The organism is Pseudoalteromonas sp. NFXS53, from assembly GCF_056629255.1.
This window is the reverse complement of record NZ_JBWVBR010000001.1, coordinates 430,120-453,799: the sequence shown is the minus strand read 5'-3', so window position 1 is coordinate 453,799 and position 23,680 is coordinate 430,120. Positions and strand designations below refer to the sequence as shown.

At 42.0% G+C, this 23,680-nt stretch carries 14 protein-coding genes; 9 read left to right on the top strand and 5 right to left on the bottom strand.

Annotation, left to right across the window (positions count from 1 at the left end):
* Positions 1-153: 153 nt before the first annotated feature.
* Positions 154-2,952, bottom strand: coding sequence for a pullulanase-type alpha-1,6-glucosidase (pulA, locus tag AC1HJP_RS01855; RefSeq protein WP_480359970.1), 2,799 nt, complete (start codon positions 2,950-2,952; stop codon positions 154-156).
* A 288-nt stretch (positions 2,953-3,240) separates the two neighbouring features.
* On the opposite strand from pulA, the gene AC1HJP_RS01850 reads away from it, so the two are divergent.
* The 4 genes from AC1HJP_RS01850 to AC1HJP_RS01835 all read left to right on the top strand — a co-directional run bounded on the left by AC1HJP_RS01850 (position 3,241) and on the right by AC1HJP_RS01835 (position 10,666).
* Entirely contained in the window at positions 3,241-6,033 is a 2,793-nt protein-coding gene (locus AC1HJP_RS01850; RefSeq protein ID WP_480359969.1) for a TonB-dependent receptor, read from the top strand.
* A 207-nt stretch (positions 6,034-6,240) separates the two neighbouring features.
* Positions 6,241-7,740 (top strand): tryptophan halogenase family protein, encoded by a 1,500-nt coding sequence (locus AC1HJP_RS01845; protein WP_480359968.1) that lies wholly within the window; start codon positions 6,241-6,243, stop codon positions 7,738-7,740.
* 581 nt (positions 7,741-8,321) lie between these two features.
* The gene (gene proB / locus AC1HJP_RS01840) at positions 8,322-9,422 is read left to right on the top strand and encodes a glutamate 5-kinase (RefSeq protein ID WP_480359967.1); all 1,101 of its coding nucleotides are present in this window, start codon (positions 8,322-8,324) and stop codon (positions 9,420-9,422) included.
* Positions 9,419-10,666, top strand: coding sequence for a glutamate-5-semialdehyde dehydrogenase (locus AC1HJP_RS01835; protein WP_480359966.1), 1,248 nt, complete (start codon positions 9,419-9,421; stop codon positions 10,664-10,666). Before proB ends, AC1HJP_RS01835 begins: the two co-directional genes overlap by 4 nt.
* 631 nt (positions 10,667-11,297) lie before the next feature.
* Here AC1HJP_RS01835 and AC1HJP_RS01830 read toward each other — a convergent pair.
* Positions 11,298-11,771: an NYN domain-containing protein gene (locus AC1HJP_RS01830; protein ID WP_480359965.1), complete on the bottom strand. Its 474-nt coding sequence runs from the start codon at positions 11,769-11,771 to the stop codon at positions 11,298-11,300.
* Between the two features lie 183 nt (positions 11,772-11,954).
* On the opposite strand from AC1HJP_RS01830, the gene AC1HJP_RS01825 reads away from it, so the two are divergent.
* Entirely contained in the window at positions 11,955-12,470 is a 516-nt protein-coding gene (locus AC1HJP_RS01825; RefSeq protein WP_480359964.1) for an RNA methyltransferase, read from the top strand.
* Positions 12,471-12,481: 11 nt separating this feature from the next.
* On the opposite strand, the gene AC1HJP_RS01820 is transcribed toward AC1HJP_RS01825, so the two are convergent.
* Entirely contained in the window at positions 12,482-13,015 is a 534-nt protein-coding gene (locus AC1HJP_RS01820) for a DUF6436 domain-containing protein (protein WP_480359963.1), read from the bottom strand.
* Positions 13,005-14,486 carry a methyl-accepting chemotaxis protein gene (locus AC1HJP_RS01815; protein WP_480359962.1) on the bottom strand — a complete coding sequence of 494 codons (1,482 nt, stop codon included), beginning with the start codon at positions 14,484-14,486 and terminating at the stop codon, positions 13,005-13,007. The genes AC1HJP_RS01820 and AC1HJP_RS01815 overlap by 11 nt, the downstream gene beginning before the upstream one ends.
* A 343-nt stretch (positions 14,487-14,829) precedes the next feature.
* Between AC1HJP_RS01815 and AC1HJP_RS01810 the strand changes: the two genes are divergently transcribed.
* Positions 14,830-17,622 (top strand): hypothetical protein, encoded by a 2,793-nt coding sequence (locus tag AC1HJP_RS01810; RefSeq protein ID WP_480359961.1) that lies wholly within the window; start codon positions 14,830-14,832, stop codon positions 17,620-17,622.
* A gap of 39 nt (positions 17,623-17,661) precedes the next feature.
* Here AC1HJP_RS01810 and AC1HJP_RS01805 read toward each other — a convergent pair whose 3' ends face one another.
* Positions 17,662-18,450 (bottom strand): acyl-CoA thioesterase, encoded by a 789-nt coding sequence (locus AC1HJP_RS01805; RefSeq protein ID WP_480359959.1) that lies wholly within the window; start codon positions 18,448-18,450, stop codon positions 17,662-17,664.
* A gap of 297 nt (positions 18,451-18,747) precedes the next feature.
* Here AC1HJP_RS01805 and AC1HJP_RS01800 point away from each other — a divergent pair, with 297 nt between their 5' ends.
* The 3 genes from AC1HJP_RS01800 to AC1HJP_RS01790 all read left to right on the top strand — a co-directional run bounded on the left by AC1HJP_RS01800 (position 18,748) and on the right by AC1HJP_RS01790 (position 23,672).
* Positions 18,748-19,773, top strand: coding sequence for a thrombospondin type 3 repeat-containing protein (locus AC1HJP_RS01800; RefSeq protein WP_480359958.1), 1,026 nt, complete (start codon positions 18,748-18,750; stop codon positions 19,771-19,773).
* A gap of 376 nt (positions 19,774-20,149) precedes the next feature.
* The gene (locus AC1HJP_RS01795; RefSeq protein ID WP_480359956.1) at positions 20,150-21,586 is read left to right on the top strand and encodes a chitinase; all 1,437 of its coding nucleotides are present in this window, start codon (positions 20,150-20,152) and stop codon (positions 21,584-21,586) included.
* 262 nt (positions 21,587-21,848) lie between these two features.
* Positions 21,849-23,672, top strand: a complete 1,824-nt coding sequence (locus AC1HJP_RS01790) for a PKD domain-containing protein (protein WP_480359955.1) — start codon at positions 21,849-21,851, stop codon at positions 23,670-23,672.
* The last annotated feature ends 8 nt before the right edge of the window (positions 23,673-23,680 follow it).

Here is a 23,680-nt window from a genome sequence, read left to right as displayed (position 1 = left end):
AGATAAGACTACTTTGACTTATTAAAAAGAAAAAAGCGCCGGGGGCAGCCGGCGCTTTTAGATTCGTATTCAAGGGGAATTGAATACCTTTACTCTCAGTAATTTAACCAGTATAGATGAAATCACTAAAAGTCCAGTAAAGTATAGGTCGTTTTACTTATACTTGACTAAGACCACTGTGCTCAGTGCCGGTACATCAATTCCCTCTGCTGTAATTTTTGTCTCTTTGACCACAGGGTCATGACCCTGTTTTAACACTGGATGTAACTGGTAATCTTGACTTTCGACAACTTTGAATGAATTTTGTTCATTATTAGCGTTGAAGATCACCAAAATACGCGAAAATTTGTTATCTACAGCCTCACCCTGAGTATCATCTAACTGCATAACAATTAGACCTGATTGATGATTTTTATCATTCACTGATTTTTGCGTATTTAAAAATTGGACTTTTTGCTGAACTTGATCTGCAGTTGCAAGACGGAATAACTCAGAACTATTTCTGATTTTAAGCATATCGATAAACATGCCTTTTGCCAATTGAATATCTGCAGCACTCACATCATCACGGTCTTGGTGACCTGCAAGTACCGTTTTGATTAAAGGCCAGTTATCTTTGTCTTTATCGGCAGGGGGAAGACCTACATCATAGTTATTGCTTTGCCCCGCAAAGTCTGTGGCATTAAACCAATCTCCATAATCATAACTGTCACGTAAAAATGACTTTGAACGTAATAGCTCAGATCCCATATGAATAAACGGAATACCTTGGCCATACATCACATAACTCATGCTTTGTGCATGTAAACGCACACGTTCAGTGGTCGTTAAATCAAACGCTAGGCGGTACTGACTGTTATCCCATAGAGTTTGGTTATCATGCTTAGACACATAGTTAATGGTGTCTGCCGGGTCAAACGCATAGCCCGTAGGCTGGTCGCCATAAGGCACCTCTTTACCTAGCCGTTTATCTAAGCCATTGTATTTATTAGCTAGGTCATATTCAGCAAGATTACCCGCCATACCGATGCGCACTTGATCCATCGCCACAAAGTAGCGTTGCTTAGTTTGTTCATCAGTTTGTAACTCGTTAGGTAGCGTTAACAAACCATTGCCGACACCTTGCGTGTCACGAGTGTTGTTACCCGGACCACGTACTGCATCGCGAAGACGATCGCTAAAAGTACCAATCTCAGTGCCACCCAGTTCTAATTGGCTAGCTTGAACGAATTGTGCATTATTGGCTACTTCACCGAAATTCCAACCTTCACCGTAAAAGTAAGTATCTGGATCAACTTCACGCACTCGCTCTCGCGCTTGTAGCATTTCAGCTTTTGGCTGATGCCCCATTAAGTCGAATCTAAAGCCATCAATCTTATAATCGCGCGCCCAAGTAACCAATGAGTCATTCATCAGCTTTGCCATCATGGTACGCTCAGTTGCAGTATTACCGCAGGTGTAACACGTTGATTGCTCAACAATACCAGTTGTTGGATTTAAGCGGTGGTAATATCCCGGCACAATTTTGTCGAGCACGGAGTTTTTAGCTAAACCGTATTGATGGGTATGGTTGTAAACCACGTCCATGATCACACGAAAGCCCATTGAATGAAGGTGTTGAACCATTTCTCTAAATTCAACAATACGCGTTACGCCCATAGAATCTGTCGCATAACTGCCTTCTGGCACTGTGTAATGGAATGGATCATATCCCCAGTTATAGTTATCAAATTGACGTAGCGCACTGACAAGCTTTTGTGCTTTAGCTGAGCCTGTTGGATAGCTTTTTAATACATCGACGACACGTGTGCCTTTTTCCCAAGTGCTTTGACACTCTTCTAACTTAGGTAGCTGCTTACAAACAAACTGCATACTTGAAGTATGATCGATGACAGTTGCTGCATCTTCGTTGATACTGCCTAAATCATAAGTAGGCAGAAGGTGAATGTTGTTTAAGCCGGCATCTCTTAGCGCTGTTAAATGCTTCATGCCATCTGAGTTCATATCGGTAAACGCCAAATATTTACCGCGCCAAGCACGGTTGTTCAGCGCTTTGTCACTGGCACTAAAATCGCGAATATGGGTTTCGTATAACACATTATCTTCAGGCTTATTGATGCTTGGCACCGAATGACTTACCCACCCCGTTGGTTGCGTGACTTTGTCATTCAAGTCAACAACTTGTGCATGAGTGCTGTTTGTTGACAAACTCAATGCATATGGGTCAGTTGTAATTATTGTTTCGACTTTTTTAGTTTCTGGATGATAAACGGTAATTTCATACTGATAATAATCAAGCGCAGCGACATTGTTAGAATTTACCTGCCAAACGCCAGTGTTTTTATCTTCCTGCATCGGTATTTTATTAGCCGGATTATGAAGACTATTGCCAAACGCTAGTAAAGATACCTTTTGCGCTGTAGGTGCCCACAGTTTAAATTGCACAGAATCTGCCAGTACGGTGGCACCTAGATCAGACACTTCATTGGCATCATTCGCTGTTAAAGTATAAAGCGAGTCTAATAGCTCACCCTGCTGTACAAAGCTCACAAGTGCGCCTTTGCTATCAACCACACTGACCTGCCCTTTCGTCCAGCCTTTCGCTTGTTGATTGGTAAGTGCAACTTTATATGCTTTGAAATCAGCTAAGTGTGGATAGCTAGCGGCAACCCAGGCTGGTAGTTCAACTGCATCTAATGCCATTTGCTGTGACATTTGTCCTTCAAGTAAGGCGCTTTTTAGCTGTAAGTTAGATTGTGCAACTGAAGGCGCCAGTAAGAGTAATTCTGAGGTTAACCAGTGCGCGCCATAAGTCGCTTGTGTTGCGAGTTGCTCGGCTTGTTGTTCAAAAGCTTGCTGTGTGTTTACCAGTTGGCAAGCACTTAAAGATGCCACAAGCGGGATTATTGTCATTTTTGGAATTAAACCCAAAGACTTTGTTACTTTGCGCATTGGCGAGTCCCATTATTTTAAAAGTATTTTCAACTAGGTCATACGTTACTGAATGCCCTATATTTGACACAACCAAATGAATAGCTTTTGCATACGTATTCAAAGCGCCTAGTCTAAACTGGTAACTATGAATACGTATGCATTAACTATTCATCAACACAACACGGCTATATATTAAGCTCCGACAACCCATAACATGTTGGCATGACCGAACGATTACATAAGCTACTATAAAGTTTGGCATGTTAACGGTATAACCGAACACCTATGGCAACGGGGATAAAACAAATGCAAAAACTAAAACCAAGCAAAGTGACCTTGGCACTTTTAGCAAGTGGCTTTGCTGCAATGAGTGCACCAATGTTTGCAGTTGCACAAGATGCAGAGCAAAAAGCACAAAAAGACGTTGAAGTTATCGAAGTGAAAGGCTTCCGCCGCTCGCTAGTTGAATCAATCAACGCTAAACGTTTTTCTACCAGCGTAGTTGAAACCATTTCAGCTGAAGACATCGGTAAACTACCAGACTCTTCAATCGCAGAATCTTTATCTCGCCTGCCAGGTCTTGCTACACAGCGCTTAGATGGCCGTGCAAGTAAGATCTCTATCCGTGGTTTCGGTGAAAATGAAAGCGGCACAACATTAAATGGCCGTGAGCAAGTTTCTATCAGCGACAACCGTGGCGCTGAATTCGACCTTTACCCTTCTGAAATCATGAGCGGCGTAACCGTTTATAAAACACCAGATGCAAGCATTGAAGGTGAAGGTATTGCAGGTACAGTTAACCTACAAACAATCAAGCCATTAGACCAAGATGGTCGTATTATTCAAGTTAATGGCGTTATCGAGAAAACCAGTTTTGAAAAACTAAACCCAGACGGTGAAGACCAAGGCCATAAGGCAACATTCTTCTACCTAGACAAATTCGCTGATGATACGATCGGTGTGGCATTTGCACTTAACACCATGAGCTCTCCAAACCAAGAAAAGCGTTGGAATGCATGGGGCTACCCTGAGTTTGAAAAAGATGGCAAACAGTACTCAATCCTAGGTGGTGCTAAACCATACGTTCGCTCTTCTGAGCTTGAACGTGATTCTATGATGTTCGTACTAGAAGCGGCACCGCGTGATGATGTACGTATGACATTCGATGCGCTATATGTAGACTTTTTAGACAAGCAAATTCTGCGCGGTATTGAAATCCCATTCGCATGGGGCCAAGGTGAAAAGAGTGCAAACTCAGTAGACGATGCGTCAGGCTTTATTACTTCTGGTACAACAGCGGGTCAACGTGTTGTAGTGCGTAACGACTATAACGAACGTGACGCCGAGATGAAGTCACTAGGCTTCAACACTAAATGGGATGTAAATGAAGACTTACGTTTAGATTTCGACGTTAGCTACTCAAAAGTAGAAAAGAAAATCGTTGGTATCGAGAGCTATGCTGGTACTGGTCGTGGTGACAACCGTGGTGAAGCAGACACACTAAGCTATACACTTGACGGTGGTAACACAGGCGCAAAATTCAATCACAACCTTAACTATGCAGACTACGACCTAATTCAATTAGGCGGCCCTTTAAGCTGGGGTTGGAGTGGCGCTTTAAATGACGCATTCAACGTAACGGGTACTGATTTTGAAAACCAACTACAAGATGGTTTCATCAATACACCTGAAGTTGAAGACGAGCTTAAGACACTGAAATTTGCAGCAACGCAAGCGATTGAAAATGACTTCATTTCATCAGTTTCTGCGGGTATTTCATACCGTGACCGTGAAAAGGCGAAACTATCTGAAGGTTACTTCTTAACGCTTTCAAGCTTCAAGTACCCGAGTAACACTGGCATGATGGTAGTACCTGAGCAATATCGTCTGGGTACAGCTAACCTAGATTTCATTGGCATGGGCGAAATGATTGCTTATGACGTGAACGGCCTTGTTCGTGACGGTTATTACTATGGTCTGCAAGAAAGCTTAACTAATTCATCTCACGCAACTAAGTCTTGGACTGTACGTGAAAAAGTAACCTCTTTATTCGTAAAAGCAGATATCGACACTGAAGTCGCTGACATGCCATTAAGTGGTAACATGGGGTTACGTTATGTGCGCTCTGAACAGTCTTCACAAGGTAATGCGTTTAACACAGTGGATGGTGAAGTAGTTACTTCACCTACTGACATCAGTCATGACTATAACCACTTATTACCTAGCCTTAACTTAACGTTAAAACTAGACGACGACCAATCAGTACGCTTTGGTGCAGCGAAAACAATCTCTCGTGCACGTCTTGATGAAATGAATGCGTCTTTTAGCGCTTCATACAATCAGCAACCAGACTCTAATGGTAACAACTGGTCAATCGGCGGTGGTAACCCTGAACTTGAGCCAAAAGAAGCGTTCGGTTTAGACCTAACTTATGAAAACTATTTCAGCAGTGAAGGTTACTTTGCAGTTGCATTATTCCATAAAGACATTACAAACTGGCACTTCGACGGTCAATATGCTGTTGATATGACAGGTGTTGCAGACCCAGCAACTGGCGCTATCCCTGCAAACCCAAATGGTACAGGTAGCGGTAAAGTGAATGGTGGTGAAGGTACGCTTTGGGGTTATGAGTTGTCTGGTACATTACCGCTAAACGTTTTCTCAGAAGCACTAGACGGCTTCGGTATTATCGCAAGCTACACAGGTGTTGAGTCTGATCTGAAAAACCCTGAAGGCGCTGAATACAAGATCCCAGGTCTTTCAGAAAGTATTTCAACATTCACTTTCTACTATGAAAATCACGGTTTCTCAGCTCGTGCTAGCATGCGTAAGCGTGATGACTTCAAAGGTGACGTAAACGGTATCGGTTACACAGCAACTCAAGTAGACATTATGGGCGAGACAATTTGGGATGCACAAATTGGCTATGACTTTGGTGAAGGTGGTTTCAAAGATCTTGAAGGTCTATCTGTATTCCTACAGGGTTACAACCTGACTGAAGAACCATTCACTACGCTAAGCGGTGACAATGCGTTACAGGTACGTGATTACCAAGATTACGGCCGTAACTACTCGTTAGGCTTCGCATATAAGTTCTAAACGAGTGTGATAAAGCTAAGTTAGTTATGATAGCCCTTGCGATGAAAATCCAAGGGCTTTTTTATACGGATTTTAAAGAGTTGCCGAGTTGGCGAAAATAATACCATCTATCAACTGAGCCAAAACTCGGTAGCACCGACTTTATGTCGGGTTCAAGACATTGTAAGGTTCAGCGTAGCTGATTCAGCGCCTACATAGGATGAGACTATGCAAAACAAAATTAACCATGTCGTTATTGTTGGTGGCGGCACTGCAGGCTGGATGACTGCAAACTTACTCGCAAGGGTGCTAGGTAAAAGCATTAATGTGACTCTACTTGAGTCAGAAGACATCGCGACTGTTGGGGTTGGCGAAGCGACTATCCCACCGATTATGCAATTCAATCAAGCCATTGGTGTGAATGAGCACGACTTCATGCAAGCGTCTAAAGCCACGATTAAGCTTGGGATTCAGTTCGAGAATTGGCTAAAACCTAAACATAACTACATGCATGCCTTTGGCAACATAGGTAAAAACTTCCCGTTTTGTGATTTTCATCACTTTTGGCTTAGAGAGCAAAATAAAAACGACCAAGTCGATAATCTCACTTATTGGGATTTTTCACTTAATTACCAAGCCGCTAAACACAGCAAGTTCCAAAAGCTCAAACACCTCCCAAACACTAATCTGCCGGGCATTGCCTACGCCTATCATTTTGATGCGGGATTATACGCCAAGTTTTTAACCGAACACGGTAAACAACAAGGGGTTAATCATGTCATCGGCACGGTAAAACAAGTAAATCAAAACCATGAAACGGGTTTTATCGAAAGCCTGTTATTAGATAACGATACACTGCTTAACGGCGACTTATTTATCGACTGTACCGGCATGCATGCCCTACTCATCGAAAAGACCCTCAGTACGGGCTACGATGATTGGTCACATTGGTTACCTTGCGACCGCGCTATGGCAGTCCCGAGTGAGAACGCAGAGACTGTTGTGCCTTACACGCGCTCTATTGCTCATCATGTTGGCTGGCAGTGGCAAATCCCGCTGCAACACAGAACAGGTAATGGCTTAGTGTATAGCTCTAAACACATGAGCGATGAAGAAGCCAAAAAAACACTGCTTGGTAATCTACCAGGCAAGCCAATAAACGACCCTAGGATCATCAAGTTTAGAACGGGTCGTCGCAGAAAGGTCTGGAATAAAAACGTCATCAGCATTGGTCTATCAAGTGGCTTTTTAGAGCCATTAGAGTCAACCAATATTCATCTTGTACAAAGTGTGGCAACGCGTTTGCTCAAATTTTTCCCGCACAATGGCATTAGCCAGACGCTTGTCGATGAGTTTAACCGCTTGTGCAAAATTGAAGTTGAAGGCATTCGTGATTTTATTATCTTGCATTACAAGTTAAATGCTCGAACTGATAGTGCGTTTTGGCGACAATGTCAGCAAATGGATATTCCTGACACACTGAATACTAAAATTGAGCTGTTCAAACAAACAGGTAAAGTGCACTGCGAGCCGAACGACTTATTCACTGAAATCGCTTGGCAACAAGTCATGCTTGGGCAAGGTATTACGCCTGCTGATACTCACCCGCTGGTTGATGGGTTAAGTGACGAACAAATCAAAGACATGATAGAAAGTTTGCGAACGCTGGTCGATAAAACCGTCGAAAACATGCCAACTCACCAAGACTTTTTGTCTTCCTTAACCTAATCGCCTACCAAATAATGCTCAGGTACGAGTTAATTCTTGTACCTGATAAACATACGATGTTTTTAAACCTCGAAAAAATAATTAGTATTCAAACTATTTATTTGAACTATAAACAAAACAGATAAATAAGATAACACCTTGAAAAATATAAACATAGTCACTTTCCCCACTAATTTAAATATTAAAATTTCGTTACGGCACTTGCTATAAGCGTCTAAAACCAGTAGTCTTTTTAACACAAATTCTTTGAGCACTAACTAATTTAACTTAAAGAGTTATTCAAAACAGTTAGTCGCTTGTCAAAAAGTCCGTTACGCAATCATTCATTGCGACATGACCTTTTCGGCTCAACCAAACCATGGTTAGCCTGCCGAAAACGGTTTGATACCTTGCTACTGCGAGGATCACAATCAAATTTTTAATTATTAATTTAACCTAAGTCGTGCATCTGCACCGGGGTATTCATGTCTAAGAGTCTTTGACTTATTAGATTTGCTCATCTGCGTTTTGCCCATCATGGTGTTTTCACGTCTTAAAACTATGCCCTATTGCGCCGGTAGGAAAAGAGGAACTTGCAGAAAATGAGTTTAACAAACACAAAAAGATTAGTTATAAAAGTCGGTAGCGCCTTGATTGCGCCACAACAAGATGGCTGTAAAGCACGTTACCTGCTTAATATTGCTCAATTTATTGTTAGAGCTCGCGCTCAAGGTGTTGAAGTTTTATTGGTTTCATCAGGCTCTGTTGCCGCTGGCGCACATCATTTTAAAAATCCAGATCGCAGTAACATCGCAATTAAAAAAGCTATGGCTGCAGCAGGTCAAATGGAGATGATGTCAACGTGGGATCGCTTTTTTGATTTTCCATCAGCACAGCTACTGATGACACACGCTGATTTACGTGACAAAGAACGTTATGAAAGTATTCGTCAAACTTTGTTTAGTTTATTAAGCGAAGGCATTTTGCCAATTATCAATGAAAACGATGCGGTAACAACCGAGCACTTAAAAGTGGGTGATAACGATAACTTATCGGCAATGGTCGCCGCTGCGGCAGATGCTGACACATTAATTATATGCTCCGATGTTGACGGGTTATATGACCAAAACCCAAAAACAAACCCAGATGCAAAACTTATTAAAGAAGTAAATACCATTACTTCAGCGATTTATGACATGACAGGTGGTCCAAATAGCGCCGTGGGTACAGGCGGTATGCGCACCAAACTTGAAGCGGCTGAAAAAGCCACATCACACGGTATTGCCACTTATATCATTAACGGGTTTGATGAAGGTACTTTTAATGCACTACTCGATGGCGACAATCCTGGGACTTTATTCACGCCATTTAAAAACCCAATGGAAGAAGCCCAACACTGGATGACACACACAGCAGCCGAACATGGCGAACTTGTTGTTGAGTCTGAAGGATTACACAACAGTGAGGAGCTCAATTGTGAAGAGATCCTCTCTGTAGAAGGTGAGTTCTCAGCAGGTGAAACCGTGCTGATCAAAAACACCAAAGGGGAGCGTTTGGCTAAAGCAAGCAGTAATTACAGCAGCTGCTTATTGAACTTTATTACACAAAATACCGATGGTATAAATACTAGCCAAATGCAAAATAGTATTGGCCCTATTATTTCGAAAAACGACATTGCTGTGCTGGAGAGAAAACAATCATGAGCTTAATTACTAATTTATCAAAACAAGCGGCGAAAGCGGCAAAAGTATTGGCATTACTTACAACTGAGCAAAAAAACCAAGTGTTGCAAGCAATGGCTAATGCGCTACGTGCAGAAACAGATCATATTCTTAGCGCCAACCAAGAAGATTTAGCCAATGCCAAGCAAAATGATTTAAGCCCAGCCATGATTGACCGTCTTACGCTTACTCCCGCACGCATTGAAGACATGGCACAAGGTATCGAAACCATCGTGTCGTTAGACGATCCGGTAGGAAGAACGCGCAGCATGGGTGCTCGACCAAATGGCATCGAAATCAATAAAATGCGTATTCCTTTAGGCGTGGTATGTATGATTTATGAAGCACGCCCAAATGTTACAGCGGATGCTGGCGCACTGTGCTTTAAATCAGGTAATGGCGTGATCTTACGCGGCGGTAAAGAAGCGCTAGCCAGCTCAATGGCCATTGCCAAGGTCATGCACAAGATTTTAGCTGAGTTTAATCTGCCTGAAGCACTCATTACTGTCGTACCAGATCCAGATCGCGGTTTAATGATGGAGTTGATGCAGCAAAAAGAATACATCGACCTTATTATTCCACGCGGTGGTGAAGGTCTTATCAACTTTGTGACCGAAAACAGTACCGTACCTGTCATCCAGCATTTTAAAGGCGTGTGTCATTTATATGTTGATAAAGACGCAGATTTAAACGTCGCAGAAGCCCTACTACTAAACGGAAAAACTCAGCGTACAGGCGTATGTAATGCCCTAGAAGGCTTGGTGGTTCATAAAGACATCGCCGATAAGTTCTTAAACCAAGTAGCCCCAATTTTGCGTGCTGCCAACGTGAAAGTGAATGCCTGTAAACGCGCTGCAGAATACTTTGACGACGTCACAGTACTAAACGATGACGAATTTGGTGAAGAGTATTTAGCGCTAGAAATTGCCATTCGTATTGTCGATGACTTTGCTGGTGCAATTGACCACATCGACCAATTTGGTAGTCATCACACTGAAGTGATCTGTACTAAAAACCAAGAAACAGCCACGCTATTCCAACGCAGTGTTGATGCGTCAGTGGTTATGGTGAATGCATCATCGCGTTTCAGCGACGGTGGCCAGTTAGGTCTAGGCGCCGAAATTGGTATCGCAACCACCAAACTACACGCCTACGGCCCAATGGGCTTAGAGTCATTAACCACTGAAAAATACTTAGTGAATGGTACAGGTCAGGTGAGAGATTAATTGGATAACACCTTCTCGATAACGGAATTATCAAAGTTTCTAAATCTGTAGGCGCGGGTTCTCCCCGCGCTTTTTTGCGCGATATAAAGTCGCGCCTACAGGCAAACTCGGTAGCACCGACTTTATGTCGGGTTTCGATAACGAGCAAAAAACAATCGGCTCAATATCTAAACACACTCTTTTGTAGGCGCGGGTTTACCCCGCGCTTTTTTGGGCGATATAAAATCGTGCCTACAGGCAAACTCGGTAGCACCGACTTTATGTCGGGTTTCGATAACGAGTAAAACCAATCGGCTCAATGTCTAAAACCATCTTCTGTAGGCGCGGGTTTAGCCCGCGCTTTTTTTGCGCGATATAAAATCACGCCTACAGGCAAACTCGGTAGCACCGACTTTATGTCGGGTTTAGATAACGAGCAAAAACAATCGGCTCAAAATCTAAACACACTCTTTTGTAGGCGCGGGTTTACCCCGCGCTTTTTTGGGCGATATAAAATCGCACCTACAGACACACCGATTTTATGTCGGGTTTCAATCTCCAGCGCTTTTAGACCTTCAATAGTGTGATTAAAAATTTCGTCTAATTTTTTCACTGCATGCTCAAGTAATAGGCTTATTCCTTTAACTTCGAATTACAACAACCAAGGTTGTTCAATCGCGATAAATCGACTTGAGCTATTAATCAATGAATTCGCTGTAAGTTGCTCAACTCCAACGGCCCATGTTTCGATGCCGTGTTTAACTGCAACTTTTTGCATCAGTAAATCAAAATCACCGTCGCCAGATAGCAAGCAGATCACGTCTACATCTGGCGCATGTTCAAGTATATCTATGGTGATCCCCACATCCCAATCACCTTTCGCTGAACCGTCTTTACGCTGAATAAAAGGTTTAAGCTTTACATTAAAGCCTATGTGTTTGAGGGCTTTTTGAAACTTGTGCTGTGAGTCGTCGTTTGGGGCTATGGCGTAGGCGTTTGCGAGAGTAATATCGCCTTGCTCAGATAAAAATTGCCAGACTTTTCGGTAATTAAGTTGACGTGAAAACGCGTCTCGTGTGGTGTAGTAAATGTTTTGTACATCGACAAAAACAGCAATTTTTTTCATTTGGCGCTCAGAGCAATTTAAAACCCCATGCTAACCAAAAACTTATCGCGTTGAAACCATCATGAATAAGACTTTATAGGCGCATGTTTCAGTTTATTGTAGTTTTGCGCATATATTTTATAAAGCAGGATGACTAAGAAACGTTTATACTGCGCGACTTTAGTTTCTCAGCTTAGTTTTACCATGAAAGATCAAAATTCACCTTACTGCGCCATCGGCTTATTCAACCCTAAATCTCCAACGAATGTTGGCGGTATTATGCGTGCAGCAGGCTGTTATGAGGCCAATGAGGTGTTTTTTTGTGGTAAGCGTTATGCCATCGCGGCAAAGCACCAAACCGATACTAAAAATGTGAGTGAGAAAATACCACTGACGCAAGTCGATGATTTAACCCAAGCCGTTAGCCAAGGCATTCCTATTGTCTGTGTTGAACTCGTTGAAGGGGCAACGCCATTGCCTTTATTTGAGCACCCAGAACAAGCACTGTATATATTCGGCCCAGAAGATGGCAGTTTACCACAAGAGGTTGTCGATAAAGCCAGTGCTGTCGTTTATATGCCAACTACAGGTTGTATGAATTTAGCTGCTACAGTTAATGTGCTTTTATATGACCGCGCAGCAAAACACACGCAGCAGTTTAATACACAGCAAATACTCGATTCACGAGATAATAATAACCGGTTGAAGTTTAAGGCTTAAGTAATAAATATCTACACAGAGGTTAGGTTACAATAACACCCCTGACTCTGAGATATCACGGTCGCACCAGCTCTAGCGAATTGATCTTTTTCAATAAATGGCTCTACAAGGCCGTCGCCTTCCGAGCAAAACATGCCAGATGAATATGGGCCGAAATAGTTTAACTTGCCCGCTTTATCGATCACCGCAACCGCTGGTACTGAGGGAACAAACGCTTTTAGTATGCCCGGCTCATCTAGCGTAACAGTGACATTGTTAAACTGGTGTTTTTCAGCGAGCTTTTCTACCGAATTAATATGACTTTGCGCCACAGTCTGACAAAAGCAATCACTGCGTTGAAAATGGATCACACTGCCAGCAAGTTCTAAATTCTCTTTCAATAACGCTTCAACAAATACAGTATCGAAAGATAATGACAGCGCCGACTGATGCAATACATTTTGAGGGTCGAAATATTTGGCTTTATTACTGGCAGCATATAAGACTGCAAGCAATAAACCTGCAGCCCAAATAATTAATAGGATTGGCAACCACTTAGACTTCAAATCGACTCATTTCCTGATTTAAGCTGTTGATTTGCTGCTGCATACTTGCAAATTTTTGTCCCATTTCGACCGTAGAGCTTTGTAAGTGCTTTGAATTACTCGCAAGTGATTGAGTTGACTGAGAAATGCTGTCAGATACTGTTGTTTGCTCCTCAGCAGCACTCGACACAGACGCCATATTATCAACAATGCTTTGAATACTTTGCACCACGCCTGACATCATACCTGATGCTTCATTAGCTTGTGTCACAGTGCCTTGCGCTTGTTCTAAACACTTAGCCATTTGCTCGACAGACAAAGAAGCCTCAGAGGTTAAAGATGCCGTGATATCACTGATCTGTTCGGCATTTTCACGGGTCTTCATAGCAAGCTTTCGTACTTCGTCTGCAACAACCGCGAACCCTCGACCATGTTCACCTGCCCTTGCTGATTCAATCGCCGCATTTAAAGCAAGTAAATTTGTTTGATCAGAAATGGATTTAATGGCGTTCATGACCTCTTCAATTTGATTACATTTATTAGCCAGCTCGCTGATTGTATTTGAGGTATCTGCTAACTCTTGAGTTAAAGCATCTATATTTTGACCCGAGCTGTCGATAATCGCTCTCGTTTTATTTGTATTAATAAAGGCGTCATTGGCATTGTCATTTGCACTGGCAACCTGACCAGATACATTACTACTGGCCACTGTCATTTCTTCTGTCGCAGTAGCTATTAAATTGATCTGATTCGCATTATCTTCACTGGCGCTTTGTGCTTGAGCGGTAAGAATAGCTACTTCCTCTGCCATGTTTGCCACGGAATCTGATACCTGTTTTGATTGTGTAATCAAATTAGAAAATGAACTAATCAACTTATTAAAATCAGCCAATTGCTTTGAGTCACTAGGCTGATAGCTGGCTAAATCAAATTTACCATTGTTTGCCAAAATGGTTTTAACACTGGACGATAAATCATGTGCTGCAACTGCTTCTCGGTGAGAGTGCTTTGCCACATACATCAACACGCCGGCTTCGACAACGGCGAATAAAGCATGGATCATCAAGATGTAAAACAGCAAATGACCCTCTTCGAATATGAAGACACTAGAGCCTTGGAGCTGCATCACAAAGAACAAAATATGGTGAACAGCCACAAAACCCACACTCGCCAAAATAACTTTCCAGTCTCGGTAAAAACTCAAGAATGCCAACATCACAAAGATTTCAAAGTGTAGCTCTGTTAAGCCCATAGTCTGCTGGATATGGAGGGCAGCAAACACCTGAACAGCCACACCAACACTGTATCTAGTGATAGAAGATTGCGGTGCGCTCTTAATGAGAAATAAAGGGAGACTCAGAGTAAACAAGCCAATAACAATGGACTCAAACCAGGTTTGAGTGAAAAAAGCGATAAAGAGGGAGAGTAAAAACTGCGCAACTAATACGCCAGAGAAGATTCTGTTCGCTTTACTTATCCATGGGTAATCCATTCCTATCTCCAATAGAGTTTAGAATATTTTAATTTGATAAGTATAAGCTACGTTTCAAAAAACGCTTTGGATTGAAGTTTTTTCTTTGCTCAAGACTGTTTACTCAATATATGTTCAAAACAGTACCTGCAACAGAAAAATTGGTGAGAATTCACCCTACATAGCACTCTAATCTCCTTACCACGTTAGGGATACTGATGATTAAAGCCTTATTTCTGATTGATTAAGGGTTTAATGGGTTTTTAATAAACTATGACTTATGCAAAATTACATAAAAAGCTGAAATAGCAAAGCATTAACCTAAAAAGCCAGTTAGAATACGTTCCTCTTAAAGGAGCATATAATGAAAGCAATACTCTCAACTTTTACCGCTTTAGGCATTTATCTATTTAGTACAGATTGTTTAGCGGCAATTAATACGAACAATCTCACACTAAAAAAAATTAATTCACATGAGATTAATCAATACGAAGCAACTTCTTCAAAAACCTTATTAAACGCATCTACGCTCGTCTTATATGGTCGAGATGGGCTAAGCATTTTTGAAGTAACCGATGATAACTTTATTTTAAAGTCTGAATATCCTCATTTGCATTTTGCCTCAGATGCTAGAAATATCGTGGAATATGCGCTCTCTGAAAATGGTAAATCACTTCTGTCGGTTGATTTCTCCGGTAATATCATTGTTTGGCAGATCACTGAAGAATATAAGCTAGCTGAAAAGCAAGTCACAGAGTTTAATCCTGATTCATGGAGTACATCAGGTCAGCTAACCAGCTCTGCTTTTTATGCTTACGAAAATAGTGAAAGAGCAGTCACCAAATTCACACCTTATTATTGGGACCCTGCAAACTTTTCAATCTCTAAAGGAAACAGTGTCACCATAAATGTTGAAGATTTCGACCAGGGTAAACAGCACCATTACCCAGATTTAGGCTTAGTTTTACACATAGCTAAAGATGCCTTAACGGTGTTTGATTTAAATAACAACTATCGAGAAATGTTTAACGGTTCTTTTGATTTCAGATACCCAGGAAGGATTGCCAGTGCATATGACCCAGTTAACCATACTCTGCTCATACATAATTACGACACTGTCATTGAACTGACACTAACAACCGATAACCGTGTGGCTAACCACCGTGAAGTTTCTCGCGAAGCTTTCTTGCCTGATAATTTGTCAGTGCATGATATCTTCAGCACTGACAATCGTTTGCTTGCGTATAACTATGCACAACTTTTAGAGCTGACTTTAACTTCTGATAATAATTACGCTGCGACCGAAGTATGCGCAGGCTGTGTGCCGAGTAGCCCAAACCTTGATAAAGAAACACTTCGCCTTTATTCAAAAAGTACAAGCTTAAAAGTCAATGCCATTAACAATGATGGCTCTTTTAGCTCAATAGAAAGACAAGAAGAACAAGGCAGACTCAAAACCAGTGGCCCTGATTATTACCCAAATCTCGTAATTGGAGACAGCAGTAGCTTAAACTTCAATGGTCGATTTTTCACTTTATCTGCACTTTCATCTGAGCGTGGACAAACATTTACTAAAGATATCCCACTGACTGATCAGCTTCATAATCAAATTTCTTCATATAACGGTTTTTACAAATTAGGTAAGCAAGTTTTATATGTTAAAAATGACTCTTATACATTAATTTCGACGAACGAAGACGAGACTGATTTAAATTTCAAAAAAGGTAAATTAGTACTTGAAAACAGCTCTGAACTTGCAGAGTGGCAGGCTGTTTTTGCATTAACTGACACTCAAGTCGTGTTTGTTTCTGCTGGTGACTATTATTTATTTGAAGCGAGTGAAGAAGGGTTAACATACAAACAAGTCTTTGACTTGAACTTAGAATCGAGTACAAGACTTAACAAACATACAAGTTATATTGTTGATGGCATTAATATTTATGCATTTGACAGAGATTTGCAAAAATTACATCACTTGCTCTTTGATAATGCTCAATTAAGTCTTCATAAAACTATCGACTTACCCATATTTACTAATGGCCTGACTGATTACTATGGAGAAGTTACATACGTTAATAAGCGTTTTTATCTACCTGCATATTGGGGGCTTGGTAGTATAAGTGAACATGGTATCTACCGTCTTGAAGAGAGTGGATTCGTTAAAGAAGATATTGCATTATCCCGAGTGCCTAAAATGAAACCAGCTCAGTTGAGTGACACTCAATCTTTGTGGTTTTTTGATGTTGGAAACTACGACACTTTAGATACTTACCTGCTTGATACTGAAGCTGAAAACATTTTTTCACGTGTTGGTGAGTTCAATCTTTATGAGGGAAAATACGCACAAAAAAACCATTACCTACACTTTTACTCAAAAGGTACTATGGTTATCACCAATGAGCTGTCACCAACCACTGAATCAGTCGAGTTAATTCTAAACCAAGGCAATCCAGCTAGCTGGGATTTAACCGCCTATTTTAGCGAGCAACAACGTCAGGACCTTAAATTTGTCACAACACAAACACTGCAGGGCGTGTCATTATCTGAACAAGGTAAATTAGAATTTGATGGTCAGTCTACAAACTCTCAAAGCCTCATCATCTCTGTCAGTAATTCATTGGAACAAAGTGCAGAGCTGTCAGTGCAACTCACATACAATAGTGCGCCAACAGCGATAAACAATTTAGAGTTTACAGCTAAAACAGATGAAGAGTTAACAATCACGTTTGCCGAGCACTTTGTTGATGACAAAGACTTACCGATAATCGTTGAGTTAAATGGTATTTTAGACAATATGACACTATCAAAAAATACGTTAACCATCACTTTCTCAGAAGCTGGCGAATTTAAATTGCCAATCACCACTTATGACATTGAAGGCGCTTCAAGTAAGCATACTTTAATGTTTAAGGTAGAAGAAAAAGAAGAAAGCTCAGGTGATTCTGGTTCTGGTGATTCTGGTTCTGGTGATTCTGGTTCTGGTGACTCTGGTTCTGATAGTAGTAGCACAAACTCAGGAAGCGACAATAATAATTCATCGTCTTCCCAAAAGGCAGAACAAAAAAGTGAAAGCCAAGGGGGAGGCTCAGGTGGTAGCTTGTTCTACTTACTAGGCTTAATGATCGGCCTTGTTACAATGAGAAATAGACAATCATAATCAATGGGGCTTCAGTGAAGCCCCATTTCTTTTCATGCGTTAAGCAAACACCGCTACCGTTTGTCGACTTATTGCCAATAGCTCCCCACCAGGGTGCCAAATTTTAGCTTCTTCAATCGCGTATCCATCAGCGCTGTTATGTGTCACCGCTTCAAAACCAAACCATTGACTCTCTTCTAATTGCACTGGTTTTAAAAATTCAATGTACCAGCTCATGGTACTTGCTGGTGCCGGACGAGGATACATTTGCAGCATAGTCGGTGGCCATGCATCGCTCAATGCCAGCAATTGCAGCTCATCTTGAAAACCTTCATGCTCAGCAAAACGCATCCATCCACCTAAGTGAGATGTCATAGCGCCCGTAAATGGCATACCACCGTGTTGCAAGCAAATTTCAACATGCTGAAAAAACTCTGGCGTCATATTTGGGATATAAGGAATGCGTTGCTCAGGCTTAGGCGCGACTAATTGATGGGTTTCATCATTACTCACCAACAACTCAGACTTACGTGACTCACCAAAACAAAATTGCGCAAGCACACAAGTGTTGCCGTCTTGTTCAATGCGTGCCAATACTTGCGAGGCGCTTTTACCTTCACGTAAAACTTCAACTTTAATATCGAACGGCTGCTCAGCAATCAGCGGACCGATAAAGTTTGTACTAATAGATAAGACACGACGCGTTGGTTTTACAACTTGTTTTACTGCTTGGAAAAGTAGCGCACCAGATACACCACCAAATGCAGTACGACCTTGGCACCAAGAGCTAGGAAGGACAATCCCTGACAGTCCTTGTTCTAATTGCGAGAGGACAGTTTGTAAATTCATAGTAAAAACCTAAAGTGGAATCAGATAAAATGTATGTGTTTTTTATAACACAGATAAACTGGTACGACCACACCCCGAATTTATACTACTTTATACTTTTTCTGATTTTAAAAACCCCATAACAAACACTGAAAATTCATCTCTAGCTCAAATATAATTTGAATTAACGCAACAATAAACTAGCTTTTTTATGGGGGATACAATTGATTTGCAACGTCAGAGAGAGTTGCCTATTTGGTTTAAACCAATAGTCAAGGAGTTGTAGCTAGTCTTTACTCAATAGTGCAAGGTGACACTATGAAAACCTTTTCCAAAAAGCTGTATGCAGCAACAGCCTTTGCTGCGTGTCTTTCTACTTCTGTTTTAGCAAATACTGTTTATACCAGTGATGCAAGCGTAACTGCATGGGATCCCATTTATCCTGCATTCGCAGATGGTAGCTGGCCTACTTCGGTGTGTACCGTTCAGCCTGGTGTTGGACTCGATGCCAACTGGCAAAACCCACATCCAGCCAGCTCTTTTGGCAATTACGCCCATCCTTGGCAAGGCAGTGTAGGCTACTTTGCTAGCTGGATAAATGCTTGGGGTAATCTGTACTCTCAAGGCCCAGGTGGTCATAGCTGGACTAAATACGCCGTTGACATCAGCGGTCAAGGCGACTTTGTTTTAAAGTTACTCGCTGACAACTGCTCTTGGGTCTACATAGACGGCAATCTTGTTGGTTATCAATCCGCTTATTGGAATGCCAATAACATTACCTATCCGGTGTCTTTAAATGGCAATCATACCCTTGAGTTTTTAATTTTTGATGGAGGTGGTTTAGCTGGCGGTATGTTCAGGCTCGAAACCAATACTGGCACAGTATTCACTGACTCAGATGGCGATGGCCTCACAGATCCTGAAGAAGTGCTTAATCAAACCGACCCACAAAACCCTGACAGTGATGGTGACGGCTTTACAGATGGTGAAGAAGTCGCTGCAGGCTCAGATCCAAATGATGAAAATGATGCACCTGTCGTTGATAGCGATGGCGACGGCATTTTAGATGATGACGATATGTGTGCTGATACAGCCTCTGGTGCGCTTACTGATCAATATGGTTGTTCAGGTGCACAAAACGTTGCGAATGCTTGTAATTGTGCAGGTCCTGCCACCGATGTACTTTGGAAAAACCATGGTCAATACGTGAGCTGTGTAGCCCATGCTAAGAATATTGAAGTGAATAACGGATTACTTACTGAGGAGGAAGGAGATGCCCTCACAGAAGCCGCTGGTGAAAGTAATTGCGGCAAACAATCAAAAGGAAAAGGTAAAGGAAAGTAAGACCCTCCATAAGCGACTGATAAAGGGGCATGATGCCCCTTTATTTTTGCGTCAAAAATCCCAAAATTCGCAACAATAGATGCATTTTGCTTTGCACATTCAGATGCTTTTTTATAAAAAATCGAAAAGCCATTAAGATCATAAACTTATAAAATTTGAAAAGTTGGCACCCAATCTGATACGTATGACTTGAGTAAATGAGAGTAAGCTAGATACCAGCACTCATTGGCAAGGCCTTCCCCCACAGGTTCACCACCAATGAGTGCTAATTTCACATTGGTTAACATACAGACTTGACAGCGATGTCATTTGACAACTAATGTTAAAAATAGGTTAAGAGACCTATTTCAGAAACATGCGATTCAAAGGAACTCAAATGAAAAACCATTCTCTCAAACTACTTGCGCTGCAAGTTGGTTTAATTGCTTCGGCCAATGCTTTAACTATTGTCGATGATCCAAACAACTCAAACGGTTATTTACTATCGCGAGCAGAAATTAATGCTGCGCGTGATGCTAAAGCCTCTGATCCTATGTATCAAATTTGGGCTAAGGCGCTAGAAACACGCGACAACAGTATTGTTGAAGTGATCACGCCTAACAATGCCAACAATCCTGAAAACGTGAAACGCGTTGAGCGTGTTTTTGGTCAGCAAGAATGGGATTTTTTAACAGGTATGGCTGCCCCTGAATATACTTATACGCGTTTCTTGCGTGCCATAGGTAAATTCCCAGCATTTTGTGGTGAATATACGGATGGTCGTGATTCTGATGCCATTTGTAAGAAGTCTATCATCACAGCATTCGCACACTTTGCACAAGAAACTGGTGGACATATTGCCAAAGACAATATTTCTGACAATCCACAGCAGTTAGAAGAGTGGCAACAGGCACTCGTACATGTACGTGAAATGGGGTGGTCTGAAGGTCAACCTGGTTACACGACAGGGTGTGGGCAAAACGACTGGCAAAACCGTCGTTGGCCATGCGCTGATGGTCAAGGTTATTTTGGCCGAGGAGCAAAACAACTTTCTTACCACTTCAATTACGGTGCTTTCTCTGAAGTCATGTTCAACGGTGATGCAACTGTACTGCTAAACAACCCCGGTTTAGTTGCTGATTCTTGGCTCAACTTAGCTTCAGCTATTTGGTTTTTCTTAACACCTCAAGCGCCAAAGCCCGCCATGTTGCATGTCATCGACCGAACTTGGACGCCTTCTCAAAAAGAGCTCGCTGCCGGTATTGGTTATGGGTTTGGCACCACCATAAATGTGATCAATGGGGGCATAGAGTGTGGCGAGCAAAACCGTACTAAAGGTCAGCCAGTAAACCGTATTCGTTACTGGGAAGGTTTATCGAACTATTACAACATTCCAATTGAAGCTGACGAAGAAAATACCTGTTGGCAGCAAACGCCTTTTGGTAGCTTAAATCTCAATGGCTCTGCCGATGTACTCTACACTAATTGGGAAGCAGATTGGACTTATCACTCAGACCGCCCAGGCGGCCAGTCATTCGAGTGTAAATTAGTGGGTTACCAAACTGCTTATTCGGCACTTGTGCCAGGTGACTATGAAAAGTGTGTCACGAATTTTTATCAATCACATGTTAATTGGCCAAATGTAACTGTGGTTGAAAAGCTTGACCCACCTAAAGACAAACCGCCAGTGGGGGGGATTGCGGCATGGGATAACACAAAAGTTTACCTAAAAGGTGACAAGGTTAGTTTCAATAAGGCAATTTACACCGCGAAATGGTGGACACAAGGCGACCAACCTAAGGCTGATGGCGGACCTTGGGCGCTAGTCAAATAAGTCATATTCGCCCGTATTGATCCTTAAGTTTACGGGCTGACACGCTATTAAACTACCCGAAAGGTGATTGATATATATGTTATTAATCACCTTTTTTATTGCCTTGTGTTCACCACATTTTAAAAAATCGGCTGCGTAATTACCATCCAATGTAAAATTAAGGTTAAAATAAAATTAACATTTATTTTACATAACAATTAATATGCGCTACTTTTATTCTCGGTTCCCAAAACCATAAACAAGTAATTGTAAGGATATGATAATGAAAGCACGCCACATCTTACCGCTGTTAAGTGCGGTTTCACTGTCTGTAGCAGCTCAAGCGCCACTGACAGAAGCACAAATGATGAAATACACATCTCAAGCGCAAAAAACCACAATAGGTAAATCTGCACAGCTTAACCTGCCGCTTAACAGTCAGTTCGCAACTGCAAATGCTGTGAATCAAACGGTCATTACGCAAACGGTTTCACACCCAAATGCCAGTTACATCAAGCTGCACTTTAAAAATATCAACTTACAGAATGGCGGCAAACTAGTCGTGCGCTCTGAGGATGGTAGCGAGCGTTATGAGTACACTGAGTTCAACATGAGCACCGCAACAAAAGCGCAGGGCGATGATGGGGTTTCATCGTTTTATGCTATGTCAGTCTCAGCAGACAAGGTGATTGTTGAATACACGCCAGGTCAAATTAACAATACCTTCGCAGCACAAAGCCAAATCTCACTGGCAGATGCTGAAATCGATAGTTACTTCCATGGCACAGAGAACGACTTTGCACAATCTATTGAAACCGATGTTGGCATTGCCTCTACTTGTGGTGCAATGGAACGCAGAGACGTGCAGTGTTGGGCTACTTCAAATCCAACAGAGTTTGAACGCTCTCGACCAGTTACTCGATTACTTATGAACGGCAGTGGCTTATGTACTGGCTGGCGAGTTGGCAGTGATAACCGCATGTTCACCAATAACCACTGTGTTGAATCGGCGTCTGAACTTGCAAATACAGAAGTCTGGTTTAACTATCAACACACAAGTTGTGACGGAAATACGCTAGAGAGTGTTGTAAAAGTCACAGGTAAAGATCTATTAAAGACCGATTACACCCTCGACTATACGTTATTTACCATTAATGATTTCGCTAAAGCGGCACCATTTGGTTATTTTGGTCTAGATGTACGTGACGCAACACAAGGTGAGCGCATTTACATTCCTCAGCATGGTTCTGGTAATCCAAAGGAGCTGTCGATTGAATCTGACAGAGACAGCAATGGTCTTTGCTCTGTAAACAATGCAAACGCCAATGGCCGTGGCACAGGTACTGACTTAGGCTACTACTGCGATACGATTGGCGGCTCTTCTGGCTCTCCGGTACTTGCTGCAGCAACAAACAATGTTATCGCTCTTCATCATTTAGGTGGATGTACTAACAAGGGCGCAAAAATCAGTTTAATTTGGCCTCAGGTTTCGAGTCATTTCAATGGCCAAGTACCTTCTGGTGATAATGGCACAGTTGACCCACAACCAATCGCTGACTTCGATATCAACTGTAACTTAATGAGCTGTAGTTTTGATGGCAGCCGCTCTACTTCACCAAATGGTGCAATTACACAATACGAGTGGCAATACGGTGATGGCTCAGCCAACGGCTTTGGCACGAGTGTAAGTCATACATACGCTGTAGCTGGTGAGTACTCGGCTACGCTCACCATCACTGATGAAACAGGCGCAACTGCAAGCAAAACTTACACACTCGCTGTCGACGATGGTACTGACCCTAAACTGCTTAAAGATGGCGTAGCTAAGACTGGGTTAAGTGGTGATAGAAACAATGAACAATTCTTCTACTTTGATGTGCCAGCAGGTATGTCAGGTGCAACCATTGTGATAACAGGCGGTTCAGGTGACGTTGACTTATATGTCCGTAAGGGCAGCGAACCTACTCGAACAACTTATGATTGCCGACCTTATCGCTGGGGCAATGAAGAAACTTGTGCAGTGAGCTCGGGGGCAGGTAGATACCACGTTATGCTTAGAGGCTATAGCGCTTATAGTGGCGTAAGCTTAACGGCTACAGCTAACTAATTTTATTC